Here is a 15240-nt window from a genome sequence, read left to right as displayed (position 1 = left end):
GCCATTGAGATCAAAAAAGGCAAAAGCCTGATTCAGGGCAACCTCTAATTAGAAATTTATCCCGCTTTTCCCGGAAGGGCGGGAATAAAAAGCGGAGCATATATGCGAATATGTTTAGCATTTTTATTCACGTAACCTGCGCAGAATATAGCAATTTTTAGAGGTTGCCTCAATTCTACACCGGACTACCTGGCCCTGCTTTGGGCGAGCTCGGAGGCGAGTATCGCAATGGCGTTCACTATGGCCACGGCAACGGTGCTCCCGCCCTTACGCCCTCTCGTGAGTATGTGCGCCAGGCCGCTTTTTGCGAGTTCTTCCTTGGATTCGATTGCGCCAACGAAACCGACGGGCACGCCTATGACGAGGGCGGGCCTCGGCCCGCCCTCCTTCACAATCCTTAAAAGCTCAAGGAGCGCGGTCGGCGCGTTCCCAATCGCCACTATCGAGCCTTCCATCCACTTCGAGGCCTTTCTCATGGAGGCAGCCGTCTTTGTAAGCCCCTCTCTTTCAGCCGTCATGGCCACGTCCCTGTCAGACGAGAAACAGCGGACGGCCGAGCCGAAGGGAGCAAGCCTTGCCTTCGATATCCCGGCCTCTATCATCCTTACGTCCGTTATTATATCCCGTCCGGCCCTCAGCGCCTCGACCCCTGCCTCCACAGCGCCGGGGCTGAAACATAGCAGGTCCTTGTACTCGAAATCGGCGGTAGAGTGTATGACCCTCCTTATTATCGGGAGCTCGAGGGTCGAAAAAGCGCTATCGTCCATTTCGGAGGATAATATCCTGAAGCTCTCTTTTTCTATCGGGTGCTGGCAGGGGACGCCGGCCGCCTTGGGGGCCCCCGTCTCTATCCGCTCTATGGTTATGTCAACGAGCTTCTCATGGAAGCCGAGGCTGTCCTTGACTGAAATCCTGAGCCCCTTGTGCTTCTCCTTTGCACGCTCTATCTCCTCGGGCAGGTCCTTTGTCACATGGAGGCCCATGTAGAGGAAATACGGCATGACCGTTATGTCCGCAAACCCCTTATCGACCATTATATCCACGGCCTCCTGAAAGTCCGGGCTCTCCATCTGGAGGAACGCGGGCTGGACTATGCCGTACCCGCCCGCCTCCTTCACGGCCCGCGCAACCATTCTAAGAGTCTCGTTGGCCTCGCCGGCCTTGCTCCCGTGGCCGAGAAGCAATACGGCCTTTGAACCTCTCGCATCAGACATCACAATATGCTCCGCTTCAGATGTACGCCCCTGAAACCAGGCGCTCTCGACAAAACCGCCATGACCGCGTGAAAATAAAAAAACCCCCTCTTCTTACGAAGGGAGGGTCTGCGGAGACTCGAAAAACCAGCGCAACCGCCCTCACCTTCTTTACCATCGAAGATCCGTGAGGCACATCCTGGCAGGTCTCCTGACTTGCGGATTAACAACCTACTCCCCGCGCCTTCCCGGCCATTAAGGCCAGTGGCTCATGCGGGTTTCGTATCCGCTCACAGTGGCGGGTCCGTTCCCGATTTTCCGCACCCAGGCGGATCACGGGATTCCCTTGACAGGCCGGTTAGACCTTTTTGGGGGAAACTTTCTGTAGAAAGGTTTCCCCCAGACCCCCTTCAAAGACTTTTAGTTCCTTAGAGTGCCCCCTAAAGGGGGCACTCTAAGGAAGAACTGAAAGTTTTTGGAGAGAGTTTGAGAGAACCTTTTTACAAAAAGGTTCTCTCAAAAGTCCAAGCCGGCCTGCCAAGCCCTTGCGGGCTTACCAGGATATGTCTTTAGGAAGCCTTTTAAGGCTGCCTTTATAAGTTCCAGGCTGATGATTGCATTTCTAGGCGCCGCTTGTCAAGCGCGAGGCTTCAAGGCGCGGATACTGGCTTGTTTACGGGCTTGGCGAGCGGCTTTTCAAGCTCGAGAAGCACCTTCCCCTTCCTGAATATGCGCACAATGCCCGTTGAGCCGGAGATGGTTATGGCCGCTGCGCCGGTCACGTCGGTTATGCCCGCGGCTGCCATGTGCCTGCAGCCGAGCCCCGGCATGAGCCCCTCTTCCTTGAGGGCCGCGTCCAGGTGGATCCCGGCGGCCATGACGACCCCGTCCTCCCTTATGACGAACGCGCCGTCAAGGAGGGAGTATTCCTTGATGGTCTCGTGGACCGCCTCGTCGAGTATGTTCCGGGCCTCCTCGGGATAGCCCTTGAATGGGTTCATTATGAGCGGGCGTGAGAGCTCCATGACCTTGTCGTTGTCGCCTATGACGAAGGTCGTGCCGACGGTCCTCCCCTCGCGGCCCTCGCTGGAAAGCTCGAGCGCGATGTTCAGGACCGCTTCGAGCACCTCGGGCTTGACCTTCTTCAGGAGGTCCATCGAGATGCCCATGGCGCTGAAGACCTCGGCCTCGCGCTCGAGGTCTATTATCATGAGTGTATCGAGCACGCCGTGGACAGGGAGGCCCGCCACGCATACGACCTTGTCAGAGCTTTTTATGAGCCCCTCGGTCACGCCCATGATGAGGGAGAGCTTTACCTGTCCAACCCTGGTGAGCCTCACTACCGGGAGCTTGAGGACCGCCTTGACCTCTTTTCTGAAGCATTCAAGGGCCGAGGCGGTCTCGGCGTCCTGCGTGATGAGGATGAACTTCTTCCTGGCCCTGGACCTCCGCCAGAAGGTCTTGTCCTCCGCCGCGTCGACGAAAAGTAGGAGCGCCTCGGCCTTCGCGTCCTTCAGGGCCGCGGAAGCGCTCTCGAGCATCTTCCTGTTAAGCTCCTGCTCCTGCATGCCCTTTTTCCCCGTCTTCAGTGTTTGTCGTCCGGGCCTCTATCTGCGTGAATACCCCGCGGAGCATGTTGACCTCCTTTTCCATGAGGCCGGTCCTCCCGAAGAGGCGCCTGAAGCTCCGCATCATTGCTTCGAGGAGATATTCCCCGCCCTTGTCGCCGTAGCCTATGCCACGGAGCGTCCTCTCCATGTGCCCGTACATCTGCTCGAGCTCGCCTCTCGGCGCAACCTTTATGGTAGGCGCCTTGGGAGAGGCTCCGGTGTAAAGGTGGTGGCAGACCGTAAAGACCGCGTGCGAGAGGTTTATGGAAGGGTAATCGTCGGACGTGGGTATCTCCACGAGCATGTCGCAAAGGGGTATCTCCTCGTTAAGGAGCCCCTTGTCTTCCCTGCCGAAGAGTATGGCTACCCTGTTTGAGGCCGCAAGCCGGAGGATCTCCGGGACAGCCTCGGAAAGGGTCAGTACCGGGTACCTGTGCCTGCCTATCCTCCGGGTCGTCCCGACGAGTACGCGCGGCTCCGGGATGAAGCTTTCAAGGTCCGGGAAGACCCGGGCCGTCTCAAGCACGCCGTCGGCCTTGCAGGCCATCGAATAGGACTCGTTATTCCTGTATTCGCACGGGTTTATGAGCACCAGGTCGGAAAAACCGGTGTTCCTCATGGCCCGGGCCGTGCTTCCGACGTTGCCCGAGCTCTGCGGCTCTACCAGCACTATCGATATGTTCCGGCTGACGGCCGGGGGCTCCGCCTTTGGCCTGGACCTGTTCTTCCTTCTCATTATGCGGACTCTCCTTCAATCGAAACGACGATTAAGAGTATAACAAAAAGAAGGTATCTTTGGAATGGCTGACGGGGACTGGAAGTGGCATGTAAACGTGAGGAAAGGGTTGTCGGAAGAGTTCTTGGCAGGTTGCGGAAAAACGCGAAATCCGACCAGGCTGCTCAAAAAGCTCCAGATGCGAGGCCCCATTAGGAACAGGGGAGCGAGGTATGAGGCGTATGTTTGTATACGCCTTAGTGACGAGCGACGTAGCCTTCGAAGCAGATGGACTTTTTCAGCAGCCTGTCAGACTATGAGGTCTATCTGCTGGACAGTGCCGGGTGTCAGGTCTTCTGCGAGGAAGAGGCCGGTACGCCTTACCTGTCCGAGGGCGTTATCGCCCTGGTCCCTGACATCGAAGTCCCCTTCGGCCCAGCCCAGGTAAATGGCCCCGATGCCGAGATCGGCAAGGCCTGAAAAGGTGTCGTTACCGGACGCGTCCCTGGTCCAGACGCGGAGGTCCTTGAATACAGGGTCGGCCTCGTCTATCCAGTTGTTACCGTCGGAGTCGTATTGTAAAAGCTCCCTGAAGCCGTGGCCCGTAGCGGGGCCGAAGAGCTCCCGGCCGTCGTTTATTATCCCGTCGCCGTTCTTGTCAAGAGCCAGGAACCCCGAGCCGTGTCCGGCAAAGGGGATAAGCTCCTGGTTGCCGTCTGCGTCGAGGTCGAATGAGAAGCGCATGGAAGTAAGGTCCGCGGCCTTGCCACCGTAGTTTATTACAAGCGGGTCGACCGCGTTACCCGCCCTTATGGTAGTGTCGGTCATGGTTATCGAGGCCCTGGCCATGACAAGCTCGAGCGAGAAGCCAATCTCGGCCCCGTCAGCGGTCTTTATGGTGCCAGAGGCGCTGATGGCCACGGCCTCGAAGCTCGCTGAGACCGTGCTTGATTCGTAGGACATGCCCCATTCGCCGCCCCTGCCGGCCTCGCGGGTTTGCTGGTCTTCCGCCTCGGTCTTTTCAGGCGCTTTCGTGACCAGTTCCTTTATATTTATCTTCGCGCCCGTTAGCGCCTCTATGAGGAGCTTCCTTATGAAGGTCTGGTGGTCCACGCCCCCTTCGATATCCAGCTTTCTCTCCATGCCTTTGTACAGGGACCTGGATTTAGTCTTTATGGACTCGAACCTGGCCCTGGCCTCGTCGGAAATATTGAGGACGTCGCGCGCCGGAAGCGGACGGGCCGCTCCCCTTCCGCCTTCAGGTGGCCTGGGGCCAAGCCAGACTTTTAGCTCGTTCCTTGTCTCACTGTGCTCAGACTTGGAACGTGCGGCGCCCATCTGTATGTCGGAACCCGCGATTATCATACGGTACCATATCGGAAAGAATAGGAGGGGGCTTTAGCGATTCGACGGGAGAAAAGCAAGGAAGAGAATACGAAAATCTCCTTTTACCTGAAATCCGGCTTGTATATGCCCCGTTCGATGGACTCGACGAGTATACGGTTGGCCGTTTCCTGGTCGGGGTACTTGAGGGACGGGGCGCCGGTCACCCACCACTTCATGCCTTCGGTCAGCAGGTTATAGAGGTTCCGGGCCTTGTAGGTCTCGGTGGCGTTTGCATGTATGTTGAATACCAGCGCCCCTGCGAGGACCGCCGGAAAGAATACCCGTCTCCAGGGCGTCTTCTCCTTAAAGTGCTCGAAAAAAGCCATGTACAGGAGGATGGGGAAGAGGGCCGAGACTATCTTGTACCTCGACGAGAGCGCCCCCTCTATTCCAAGGCCGGAGCGGGCGAGCGAGGTCGCGGCAACCGTAAGGAAAACATAGACGAGGCCGCAGTAGAGCGCCGGGTTCTTCCGGTAGTAGCCTTTGAAGGTAAGCAGGACGAAAAGTACGGCGAATACGAGGCCCGCAATGAAAGGGAAAGGGAAAGATGCGCCTGCGAGCGTAAAGAAATACTCGACTGTATTGACCGGCTCCTCAAAAACCGCCTTGACCATGCTCGGGTGCTCGGGCGGTTTCTCGTAAAAACCGAAATACAGGGCCAGCACAACCGCTGAGAGAGCGCCCCAGGCAGCGAGCCCCCTGAGGTCTTTCTTCAGCAGAAGGAGCAGCGCGCACGAGACGAGGGCGAATATGCCGCTCCCCTGCGTAACCGACGCGAGCGCGGCCAGGAGGAAGGCAGCCATGTAAAAAGGCCGACCCCCCTTCTCCAACACGAGAAGCGAGGAGAAAGTGAAGAGGAGCACGTAGAAGTTCGAGACCGATGCCATTGCCCAGAATATCGTATGCCCGAACTGGAACTGGAAGAGGAAAAAGACCACCGGGATGAAGTACAGGGGCTTTCTCACGTCCGCATCGAACATGCGGTAGAATACCAGGACCATCCCCAGCAGAGCGGCGTTGCCGAAGAATATCATGGCCCGGAAGTCAACCGTGCCGGTGAGCTCGTACATGACGAGGGTTGCGAGATTGCCGAGCGCTATCCTGTGCTCGTTATGCTGGGCGAAAAGCATGCCGAGCCTCTGGAACGCGCCTTCGGCGTCCTGGTACCTTATCAGGAAATCAAGTATCGCGGAGTAATCGTCCCAGTAGGGGACGTTTGCGGCGTATTTGTAGATTATCGAAAAGAAATAGACCGGAGTCGCCGCAAGAGCAATGAATACGAATGCTTTTAAAAAAGACCTTGTTCCCTGCATACGGTTTGGCATTGACGCACCTTGAAATTCTTACAGCGATTTCGCTTTCGACAGCCCCCTGGAACGCACACACGCATTTTAAAGCTACTTGAAATCAGGCTTGTACAGGCCCCGTTCGACTGCCTGCTGCAGGACCGATTTGGCATATGCCTGGTCAGGATGGCTGACGAGAGCGGGATACCCATTTACCCACTTGCCCATTTCCCTCTTGTGCAAGTAATTCAGGTCCGAAATGCTCTGGGCATTGCTGTTATATGCGTTAATATTGAAAAAAAGAGCCCCTGCCATGATTGCGGGAAAGGAGAACCTGCTCCAGAGCCTGCTGCCGATGGAACATTCCAGTAACGCCATGTAAATGAAAATCGGGAACAGCGCCGAGACTATCCGATATCTCGATGAAAGCGCCTGCTCGACGCCAAAACCCGAACGGGTCATGGCAGCGGCAATCCCGGTCAGGAAAATAAATATAAGCGCGCAGTACACGGCCTTATTCTTTCGGTGATATCCCATCCACGTTAACAGCAAAAAAAGCGCGATTAAAATGAGGCCCGCGATGAAAGGAAATGGGAAGGATGCGCCGATGAACGTAATAAAATACTCAAGGGACCTGACCGGCGCTTCGAAAACGGCTTTCGTTACGCTTGGGTGATTACCCGGCTTCTCGTAAAAACCGAAATACAGGGACAGGACAACAGCCGAAAGCGCAAGCCAGACCGCGAGCCCCCTGAAATCCCTTTTGAAGGCAAGGAGGAGGGCGCAGGCCGCGAAAGTGAAAATGCCGCTCCCCTGCGTAACCGACGAAAGCGCGGCCAGCAAAAAGGCCCCTGCGAAAAAATGCCGTCCTTCCCTGTTTAAAAGAAGGAGCGAGGAAAAAGAAAAAAAGAGCACATAAAAATTGGAAATAGAGGCCATGGCCCAGAAGACCGTCTCCGTGTACTGCATCTGAAAAATGAACAGGATAACAGGAATGAAATAAAGGGGCTTTCTTTCCATCCTGGGCAACATCAAATAGAGCGCCAGGGCAAGACCCGACAGGCCAAGGGTCCCGAAATAGATCATCGCGCTGAAATCAATGACACCCGTAAGCTTGTAAATGGCGAGCGACGCAACATATACGAGCGCAATCCTGTGCTCGAAATTCTGCGCGAAAATCAAAGAGATTTTTGAGACCGGGCCGTCAGCATCCTGATAACTGAGCAAGAAAGTGAGGATGGAATCGTAATCGTCATGGTGTGGCACATTAACCGCAAACCTCAAGACCGTGAAATAGAAGAAAGCCGGAGGCGCGGTGAGCGCCGCCAATACGAGTGCCTTCCAGGCGATATCCCGGACGCCTATTGCCATCGGCACCGGTTACGCCTTCCCCGGCCTCTTCCCGAAGGCCGCGTTCCTGAAGGCGAAGAAGTACCAGTGCAGGTATCTCGGGAGCCACTTCATGAGCATAAACCTGGACTCGCCCTCCACCCTGTCCTTCCAGGTGGAGGGGACTTCCGCTACGCCGTAGCCCTTGAAATGGGCCTTGAGGACGATCTCCATCCCGAGCTCGAAGCCGCCGGTGCTTTCTATCTCAATGTTATCAAGGAGCACCTTCGAATACATCTTGAAGCTGTTGGTGGCGTCGTGGGTGGGGATACGGGCGATGAGGTGAAGGGTAAGCCCCGCTGTCCTTGAAAGGGCCTTCTTGAGAAAAGGGCCGCCTATCTGCCTTCCGCCTTTCATGTAGCGCGAGCCGCAGACGACGCCGTAGCCGGCCTTCAGCTTCGCGTACATCCCGTCGACCACCGCGAGGTCGTCGGAGAGGTCGGCCATTACGACCAGGACCGCCTCCCTCCCGGCGCTCTCGAAGCCGGTCTTTATGGCGTTCAAGACGCCCCTGCCGTACTTGTTCCTTACGAGAGCAAGCCCGGCGACCTCGCCCCTGGCCGCCATCTCCCTTACGACCGGGAGGGTATCGTCCTCATCGAAATCGTAGACTATGAGGACATTGTGCGGGGTACTGACCTTGGCCTTTATCTCGGCCAGGGCCGCCCTGATGTTGCCGCCCTCGTTATACACGGGTATGACGATGGATATGCCGGCCTGCCTCTTACGGCTCATCAAAATGACACCCTGCCTTCTAACAGATTGCTGAAAAACCCAAAATCACATCCAGGCTGCTCAAAAAGCCCAGGATGCAGGGCTCTGGATACCATGTAGGCAACCTTGAAAATTAGAGATTTTCCCCGCAATCAAGGAAGGCCGGGAATAAAAAGCGGAGCATATATGGATAATATGTGAGCATTTCTATTCCCGTAACTACGCAGAGTCCGGGGAAAAGATCAATTTTTAGGGTTGCCTATATCCCGCCCACGGCTATCTGCTTCTCTATCCACGGTATTATCTCGTCGAGGGCCTCCGAGAGCGAGGTCTTCGCCTCGAAGCCCAAGACCCTTTTCGCCTTCTCCACCGAGGGCACCCTTTTCCTTATGTCGTACCTGAAAGGCGGGTCCGAGGTGTACCTGAACGGGACGTCCCCCTTTATCTTCTTCCAGATAAGCTCGGCAAGCTCGATGACGCTCGTAGATACCGGGGTCGAGAGGTTGAAATCGTCGTTTACCGCCTTCTCGCTCTCTATGCAGAGCCTTATGCCCTCGGCCAAATCGCCTCCGTAGGTATAATGGCGGACCTGTGCGCCGTCTCCGAGTATGTGGAGCGGGTCCTGCCCCTTCAATATCTTCTGCGCGAGGTCGGGGACTACGTGGCTCATTGCCATGCTCACGTTCCCGGACATTATCTCCCTGTCCGAAAGGGCCCTCTTCTCGCCTGTGCCCACGCAGTTGAACGGCCTGATTATGGTATACGGGAGGCCGTACTGCTCGTTCGCTCCCCTTGCGAAGTATTCGCAGGCGAGCTTCTGGAAGCCGTAGGTCGAAAGAGGCGGCGGGCACCTCAACTGCTCTCCCTCGGGCGTGGGGAAGGTATCCGAATTCTCGAAGACCATCGACGAAGAAAGGACGTTTATCTTCCTGAGCTTGCGGTGCTTGTGCGCCCATATGGCGGCGTCGAACGTGGAGGCCGCTATCCTCTCGTTCTCGGCCAGGAGGTCGTAGGCGAACTCGTGGAAATAGGAAATGCCGCCTATCATGGCGGCGCCAGCCAGCACCTGATCGCAGTCGGATATGAGCTCCTTCATGAGGGCCGTGTCCTTCGCGTCGCCCTCCCGGAAGGCGTACTTCGGGTGGCTGTCGTAGCTCTTCTCGACCTTGCCGTACTTCGAGTAGTTGTCTATGCCCACTACCTCGTGGCCTTTATTAAGGAGCTCCTCCACCACATAGCCCGCTATGAAACCGGCAGCGCCGGTAACGAGTATCCTCATCAGAAAAGCCCTCCCTTTCCGAAAAAGTTCCAGATGTCCACGAGCATCCTGCCTGACATGTCGAGCCCCTTGTACTCGCGGTGGGGCGTGCCGAGTATCACTATGTCTGACCTCCTTACGAGCTCGTCAACGGATACGAACCCGTCCTCCCTTATGTACACGTCCGAGCAGACGACCTCCCTCGCCTCGACCTCGAGAATCTTCTTGAGCTTGTACGAGAGGGACTCGCGCTTGTCGTCGTTATTGGCCTTGAACGCCATGCCGAGCACACCGACGGTCTTGTCCTTGAGGCCGTGCCTCTCCTTTATCCTCTGCACGATGAAATTCGGGAGGCCCTCGTTTATGAGCATCGCCGCGTGGCCCATGAAGAAGTTGTTGTTGTTGAACGCTGCGAGCTGCATGGTGTCCTTGAAGAGGCACGGCCCAGCGGCGAACCCGGCTGACGGGAAGCTCTTGGCGCGCGGGTACTTGTGCGTGATCGCGTCGTATATCCTGTAGAAATCGAGGCCGTACTGGGTCGCCACCTGGTAGAACTGGTTGGAGATGGCAAACTGCATGTACCTCCATACGTTCGTGAATAGTTTCGCAAGCTCCGCTTCGGGCGGGGAGAGGCGTATTATCTCCAGGGCTATGTCGCCGAAGAGCCCGCCTGCCTCGGCCCGGGCCTCTTCGTCGAATGACGAGACTATCTGCGGGAGGGTCTTGAGCTCCTCCAGGGCGTTCCCCTGCGCTATCCTCTCCGGGCAGTAGGAGACCCTGACATTCTTCCCGGCCTCCCGGAGGAGCTTCTCAACCAATTCCGTCGTGCCCGGGTAAACGGTGCTCCGGAGGATTACATGCTGGCCGTCCCTTACGTGGGAGGCTATCTCGTCGAAGAACTTCTTGAATATGGTGAACTTTGGGTTCAGGTGCTCGTCTACCGGGGTGCCTATGACGATAATGACGAAATGGCTGTCCGATATCGAGCCTTTGTCGTTGGATACGAATAAAGTCTTGCCTAGTACGGGTTTAAGCGCCTCTTCGCCGCCCGCCTCCTTGAAGGGGAGCTTGCCGCTTAAGACCAGCTCGCTCGCCCTTTTGTCTATGTCATAGAGGACCACCTTCCGGCCGGCCCTGGCAAAGGCTATGCCGAGCGGCAGGCCCACGTGCCCGAGCCCGCCGACTATGCAGATATCGTGTCCGCTCCCTTTGTTTCCCATTAGGACTCCTCGAACGCCGTAATCAAAAGCAGAGGGCGGGCGGTTTCACGCGCCGTCCGGTCCCGACATATAATAAACCTTGCAGCGTTCATATTCCACAACCTTTTTGTGGCCTGCCAAGCCGAGCCCGGAGAGCGCCTCCTCCTGAAAAGAATGGTCGTTCCTGGCCTTTCCGCAGAAAAGGACGGCACCTGCCCTGTATCCGGCAAGGTTACGGGAAATATCCCTCAGGCCCATGCCGGGGTTCCGCCTTTTCATCCACTCTGCCATCATGAGGCCGCGCCTCTCGAGATAGAACGGGGCCTCTGACGACCAATCGGCGCCGAACGCGATTATAACGTCGTCGGCATGGGTGTAGGCATCGAAATCCCCCTTCATGTCCGAATAGCTGTAGCCCGTCCCCTGGACCGGCCAGTACCTGGCGGCGTAGTGGTATGCGGAAGAGGCGTATACAAGCGAGAAGAGGAGGACGCCGGAGGTCCATTTAAGGCGGCTGCCCGACTCCATGAGGCCCATGCAAACAACTCCGATGGCGGCCAGGAGGAAAACGCCGTTTGCGTAGGAGTAATAATCGTGCACGAAATAAAGGTTCGTGAATACGAAGAACGGCAGGGCGAAAAGGGCCGTTAGGACAAGCGCAGCCTTGAGCCTTTCTTTCCCGCAGAAAAGGCCCGCGATAATCGCCGGGACGATCAGCAGGCACGAACCGATAATATTGGTCAGGTCCCTCAGGCAGAACGTCTCGTAAGTCCCGACCGATAGCCTCTGTTTCAAGGTCCCGAAGTTCCAGGCCTTGAGCGCTGAAGAGGTCAGGTGCGCCCCGAACGGGTTGAGCGCCTTATTGTAATCGGCGTATGAGGTCCAGAGGTATACTGCCATGACCGGGACTACGGCGCCAAATAAGATGAGACGCCAGCTCCTGAGAAAAGCTTGGCCATCCCTTGAGTCGCCCAGGATGCGGGTTCCGAGCACAATGAGCGCCGCGGCCCAGAAAGCCCCGAAGGTGGTCACCTTGACCATCCCGGCAAGCGCCCCTGTGAACGCCGCAAAAACCAGGAGCGCCCATTTGCCCGCATCCGTAGCCCGCCCTTCCGAGTAGAGCATGACGGACCATATATAAAAAAGCGCGAGGGCCAGGGCAGTGGACTCTATCATGAGCGTGCGCGACCAGAAGAGGTACTGCGGGCTCACGCAATAGAGGGAGAGGACTGCCAGGGCCTGGTTTTTACCGAGCTTGAGAATCCTCAGTATCCCGTAGAGCGGGACGAGGGACGAAAGGAAAAAAAGTATGCTTACCAATCTACCGGACTGGACGAGCGGGAAAAGGCCGGTCTTGGCGGCAAGCGCGACCGCCCATTGGTAAAGCGGAAACTCAAAGGGTATGGGCCAGGGCGGCCCCAGGACCGGTGTCTCATAGGCGAGCCACGGCCCGCCATCAAGGATGTAGCTTGCGGATATGGCGGTCTGGGCCTGCCGGAAGCCGTGCATCTCGCTTACCGGCCCGTAGAAGCCCTTTGCGCCCGCGAACGCTACGAGGAGGAGGCTCAATGCGAAGATCGCCTTTACGGCCAGTCCCCTCGGATTCGTCTGTCGGGTCAGGCAAAACACGTCTCATCAACCCCGGAAGGCGCCAATTGTATTCAGGATTTCGAAATGCTAACACCATCTCATCAGGGTTGTCAAACATGTAATCGTCGGACGTATCTAAACTCTACTTTGGCAGGCTAAACCAGCCCACGTTCCGGCGAGCCGGACCGTTGTTGCCATCCCGCCCCCTTTTGTGTTAAAAAATATGATGAAATCATCTGGAAGGGAGCCGCTGAAATGTCCGAAGTAATAATCGACATAACCTGCCCGGTATGCGAGAACGTCTTCAAGAAGAAGGCGCGCGAATTGAAGGACGGCGCGGTCATAAAATGCCCCAAGTGCGGAGAGCAGACCACGATACGGGGCACCATGTTCACGGATATGGTAAAGAACCTCGAAAAAGGCGGGAACGCCTGAGCCTTCAGGCCGTGTACCGCCTTAACCCTCAAGCGCAATGCAGCCCGTAGAGGCCCCGCGCTCGCCGTCCTTTCCATGGCCACGGAATACATTCCCGGCTTCTTGACAAACACCGTTCTTGCCATAGAATCCAATAAGGGTAACCGACGCCGGGCCTTAACCGGCAGCCAGCCCAGGAGCACTGCGCCCGGATCGGCTCTTTACCGGACGCAATCCTTAAACCCCCACAGAAAAGATGACCGGCCCTGCCTGGTCCCCAAAGGCGGAAGGGGCCCACGGAAAAACGGGCCCGGTGCCTGGAAAAAGAGGAGGCCGGGATGGTACGATTTCTTATGCTGGCCGTCATCGCTGGTCCTGTCCTGAAGGCGCGCCCTGTCGATGGGTAAGACAGGGGTGTTCTTCATAGGCGTCTCGGGCTACATAGCTACCGCCGTCATCGCCGGCGCCCTGGCCCTTAAAAAGGGGCTTTCCGACAGGACCGGCATGGTCACGGAGCTTCCGCCCTTCAATGGTCTCGCGCTCGCCGAGCCCGAGGAGATGGCATTCGGCGGATGGGACATAAGGACCGGCTCGCCCCTCGAGAGCGCCGTCTCCCTTTTCAAGTCGGCCGGGCTCCCCTCCGAGCTACTCTCCGCCATCGAAGGCGGGCTCATCGAGGTCTCGCCTAACATCCGCCACGGCATAACCACGAACTGCGGGAGGACGATAGAGCTCCTTTCGGCTGATGCCGCAACAGAGCGGGCCATGACCCTTGAAGCGCAGGCGTTGAAGCTCAGGAAGGACATAGCCGGGTTCAGGGAAAGGAATTCTCTCGACTGCGTGGTCGTCGTGAACCTCGCCTCGACCGAGCCGCCCCTTGAGGCGAGGCCCTCGCACCAGACTCCCGACTGCTTCGAGGAATGCGTCATGGAGGACCGTTCGGAAGAGGTCCGGGCCTCGGCCATATACGCCTACGCCGCCATCCTCGAGGGCTGCCCGTACATAAACTTCACCCCCTCGAACGCCCTCCTGCCGGCTCTCGTGGAACTCGCCGGCAAAAACGGCGTGCCGGTCATGGGAAACGACGGCAAGACCGGGGAAACGCTCGTCAAGTCCGCACTCGCGCCGATGTTCCTCTACAGGAATTTAGAGGTGCTGAGCTGGGAAGGGGTCAACCTCCTGGGGAACATGGACGGGAGGGTCCTGAGCGACCCTGAGAACAGGGAATCGAAGATACTCAGCAAGGACGGCATCCTCCAGAAGGTACTTGGGTACGCCCCCCATTCAAGGGTCCGCATCGACTTCGTCCCCTCGCTCGACGACATGAAGACCGCGTGGAATTTCATCCACTTCAGGGGTTTCCTCGGCTCGCGGATGACCATGCAGTTCATATGGCAGGGATACGATTCCCTGCTCGCGGCCCCTCTCATACTCGACCTCGTAAGGCTTTCAGAGCTCTCGAAAAGAAGGGGCGAGGGCGGCCCCATGACCCATCTCGCCTCTTTTTTCAAGGCGCCGGTCGGCGTGGACGAGCACCGTTATTTCAAGCAGGCCGAGATGCTCTTCAGGTACGCTGAAAAAGCAAAAGAGAGCGGGGTGCATACATGAGGTTCTCGTTCAGCACTAACGCGTTCACAAGCTACTCCGTATTCGAGGCAGTGGAAAAGATAGCCGCGGCAGGGTACGAGGGGGTCGAGATACTCGCAGACATACCCCACCTCTACATGCACAGCCTGAAGGAACCTGAGCTCAAGAGGCTCAAGACGGTGCTCGCGCGGACCGGCATCCAGGTCTCCAACATAAACGCGAACACGGTCCGTGGATATTACGAATCGGGGGCCAACGAGCCGCTCTTCGAGCCGTGCCTAGCGGACCCAGACCCCGGCGTAAGGGCATGGCGGGTTGACTACACCAAAAAATGCATAGACCTCGCGAAGGCGCTCGGCTCATCGAACGTTAGCGTGACCTCCGGGCCGATACAGCCCGAGACGACCCCGGAAGAGGGGATAGAGTTCCTGAAGGGGTCGCTTAAGAGCATCATGCGGTACGCAGAGGAGAAGAGGGTCTTCATAGGCCTTGAGTACGAGCCGGGGCTGCTTATCGAATCCGGCTCCGAGCTATCGTGCCTCATAAGCGAGATAGGCTCGCGCTTCCTGGGCGCCAATTTGGACCTGGGGCACAGCCACGCCCTCGGAGAGGAGCCGGAGTCCACGATAAACCTCCTTGACGGCAGGATATTCCACGTCCATCTCGAGGACCTGTTGGGCAGAAAACGCCTGCGTTTCATGCCGGACGCGGCCGAACTGGACTTCAAGGGAATTCTTTCGCTATTCGAAAGGCGCTCGTACCGCGGCTTCATAACCGTGGACCTCTACGACCCCCGGAAGCCCGAGGAGGCCGCGAGGAGGACGATAGAGCTACTGAGGGCCTTGAAGCTCTGTACCGGCGGCGTGCTGAGGAAAACGTCGCATTGATAGGCAGGGATG

13 protein-coding genes, 1 pseudogene and 1 riboswitch are annotated in these 15240 nt (G+C 57.3%); of the genes and pseudogenes, 3 read left to right on the top strand and 11 right to left on the bottom strand.

Features of this window, described 5'->3' with window-relative positions; all coding sequences use genetic code 11:
• Positions 1-185: 185 nt before the first annotated feature.
• From QY316_03125 to QY316_03075, 11 genes and pseudogenes are all read right to left on the bottom strand, one after another.
• Complete coding sequence (locus QY316_03125) at positions 186-851, bottom strand: precorrin-8X methylmutase (protein ID WKZ34067.1); 666 nt, start codon at positions 849-851, stop codon at positions 186-188.
• Between the two features lie 3 nt (positions 852-854).
• A pseudogene (locus QY316_03120) lies at positions 855-1214 on the bottom strand (CbiX/SirB N-terminal domain-containing protein).
• A 162-nt stretch (positions 1215-1376) separates the two neighbouring features.
• Positions 1377-1576, bottom strand: a riboswitch (cobalamin riboswitch).
• 267 nt (positions 1577-1843) lie between these two features.
• Complete coding sequence (locus tag QY316_03115; GenBank protein WKZ33413.1) at positions 1844-2761, bottom strand: diadenylate cyclase; 918 nt, start codon at positions 2759-2761, stop codon at positions 1844-1846.
• Positions 2742-3539, bottom strand: a complete 798-nt coding sequence (locus QY316_03110; GenBank protein ID WKZ33412.1) for an RNA methyltransferase — start codon at positions 3537-3539, stop codon at positions 2742-2744. Before QY316_03110 ends, QY316_03115 begins: the two co-directional genes overlap by 20 nt.
• A gap of 288 nt (positions 3540-3827) precedes the next feature.
• A complete protein-coding gene (locus QY316_03105) occupies positions 3828-4883 on the bottom strand; it encodes a hypothetical protein (GenBank protein ID WKZ33411.1) in 1056 nt (351 codons plus the stop codon).
• Between the two features lie 83 nt (positions 4884-4966).
• A complete protein-coding gene (locus QY316_03100) occupies positions 4967-6229 on the bottom strand; it encodes a hypothetical protein (GenBank protein ID WKZ33410.1) in 1263 nt (420 codons plus the stop codon).
• A gap of 72 nt (positions 6230-6301) precedes the next feature.
• Positions 6302-7561 carry a hypothetical protein gene (locus QY316_03095; protein ID WKZ33409.1) on the bottom strand — a complete coding sequence of 420 codons (1260 nt, stop codon included), beginning with the start codon at positions 7559-7561 and terminating at the stop codon, positions 6302-6304.
• 9 nt (positions 7562-7570) lie between these two features.
• Complete coding sequence (locus QY316_03090) at positions 7571-8314, bottom strand: glycosyltransferase (protein WKZ33408.1); 744 nt, start codon at positions 8312-8314, stop codon at positions 7571-7573.
• 238 nt (positions 8315-8552) lie between these two features.
• The gene (locus tag QY316_03085) at positions 8553-9572 is read right to left on the bottom strand and encodes an NAD-dependent epimerase/dehydratase family protein (protein ID WKZ33407.1); all 1020 of its coding nucleotides are present in this window, start codon (positions 9570-9572) and stop codon (positions 8553-8555) included.
• A complete protein-coding gene (locus QY316_03080; GenBank protein WKZ33406.1) occupies positions 9572-10771 on the bottom strand; it encodes a nucleotide sugar dehydrogenase in 1200 nt (399 codons plus the stop codon). The genes QY316_03085 and QY316_03080 overlap by 1 nt, the downstream gene beginning before the upstream one ends.
• A gap of 45 nt (positions 10772-10816) precedes the next feature.
• Positions 10817-12319: a hypothetical protein gene (locus QY316_03075; protein WKZ33405.1), complete on the bottom strand. Its 1503-nt coding sequence runs from the start codon at positions 12317-12319 to the stop codon at positions 10817-10819.
• Between the two features lie 276 nt (positions 12320-12595).
• Between QY316_03075 and QY316_03070 the strand changes: the two genes are divergently transcribed.
• From QY316_03070 to QY316_03060, 3 genes are all read left to right on the top strand, one after another.
• Positions 12596-12775: a hypothetical protein gene (locus QY316_03070; GenBank protein ID WKZ33404.1), complete on the top strand. Its 180-nt coding sequence runs from the start codon at positions 12596-12598 to the stop codon at positions 12773-12775.
• A 378-nt stretch (positions 12776-13153) separates the two neighbouring features.
• Complete coding sequence (locus tag QY316_03065) at positions 13154-14362, top strand: inositol-3-phosphate synthase (protein ID WKZ33403.1); 1209 nt, start codon at positions 13154-13156, stop codon at positions 14360-14362.
• Positions 14359-15228: a sugar phosphate isomerase/epimerase family protein gene (locus QY316_03060; GenBank protein ID WKZ33402.1), complete on the top strand. Its 870-nt coding sequence runs from the start codon at positions 14359-14361 to the stop codon at positions 15226-15228. Before QY316_03065 ends, QY316_03060 begins: the two co-directional genes overlap by 4 nt.
• The last annotated feature ends 12 nt before the right edge of the window (positions 15229-15240 follow it).

This window comes from Thermodesulfobacteriota bacterium (assembly GCA_030583865.1).
Classification (GTDB): domain Bacteria; phylum Desulfobacterota; class GWC2-55-46; order GWC2-55-46; family GWC2-55-46; genus UBA5799.
The sequence above is the reverse complement of the archived record's forward strand: the minus strand, read 5'-3'. Positions and strand labels throughout refer to the sequence as shown.

What these genes read in the sequence shown, in the direction of transcription:
- QY316_03095 (WKZ33409.1), bottom strand. Translation starts at nt 7,561, where the DNA reads ATGGCAATAGGCGTCCGGGATATCGCCTGGAAGGCACTCGTATTGGCG.
- QY316_03060 (WKZ33402.1), top strand. Translation starts at nt 14,359, where the DNA reads ATGAGGTTCTCGTTCAGCACTAACGCGTTCACAAGCTACTCCGTATTC.
- QY316_03065 (WKZ33403.1), top strand. Translation starts at nt 13,154, where the DNA reads ATGGGTAAGACAGGGGTGTTCTTCATAGGCGTCTCGGGCTACATAGCT.
- QY316_03080 (WKZ33406.1), bottom strand. Translation starts at nt 10,771, where the DNA reads ATGGGAAACAAAGGGAGCGGACACGATATCTGCATAGTCGGCGGGCTC.
- QY316_03085 (WKZ33407.1), bottom strand. Translation starts at nt 9,572, where the DNA reads ATGAGGATACTCGTTACCGGCGCTGCCGGTTTCATAGCGGGCTATGTG.
- QY316_03100 (WKZ33410.1), bottom strand. Translation starts at nt 6,229, where the DNA reads ATGCCAAACCGTATGCAGGGAACAAGGTCTTTTTTAAAAGCATTCGTA.
- QY316_03110 (WKZ33412.1), bottom strand. Translation starts at nt 3,539, where the DNA reads ATGAGAAGGAAGAACAGGTCCAGGCCAAAGGCGGAGCCCCCGGCCGTC.
- QY316_03090 (WKZ33408.1), bottom strand. Translation starts at nt 8,314, where the DNA reads ATGAGCCGTAAGAGGCAGGCCGGCATATCCATCGTCATACCCGTGTAT.
- QY316_03105 (WKZ33411.1), bottom strand. Translation starts at nt 4,883, where the DNA reads ATGATAATCGCGGGTTCCGACATACAGATGGGCGCCGCACGTTCCAAG.
- QY316_03115 (WKZ33413.1), bottom strand. Translation starts at nt 2,761, where the DNA reads ATGCAGGAGCAGGAGCTTAACAGGAAGATGCTCGAGAGCGCTTCCGCG.
- QY316_03070 (WKZ33404.1), top strand. Translation starts at nt 12,596, where the DNA reads ATGTCCGAAGTAATAATCGACATAACCTGCCCGGTATGCGAGAACGTC.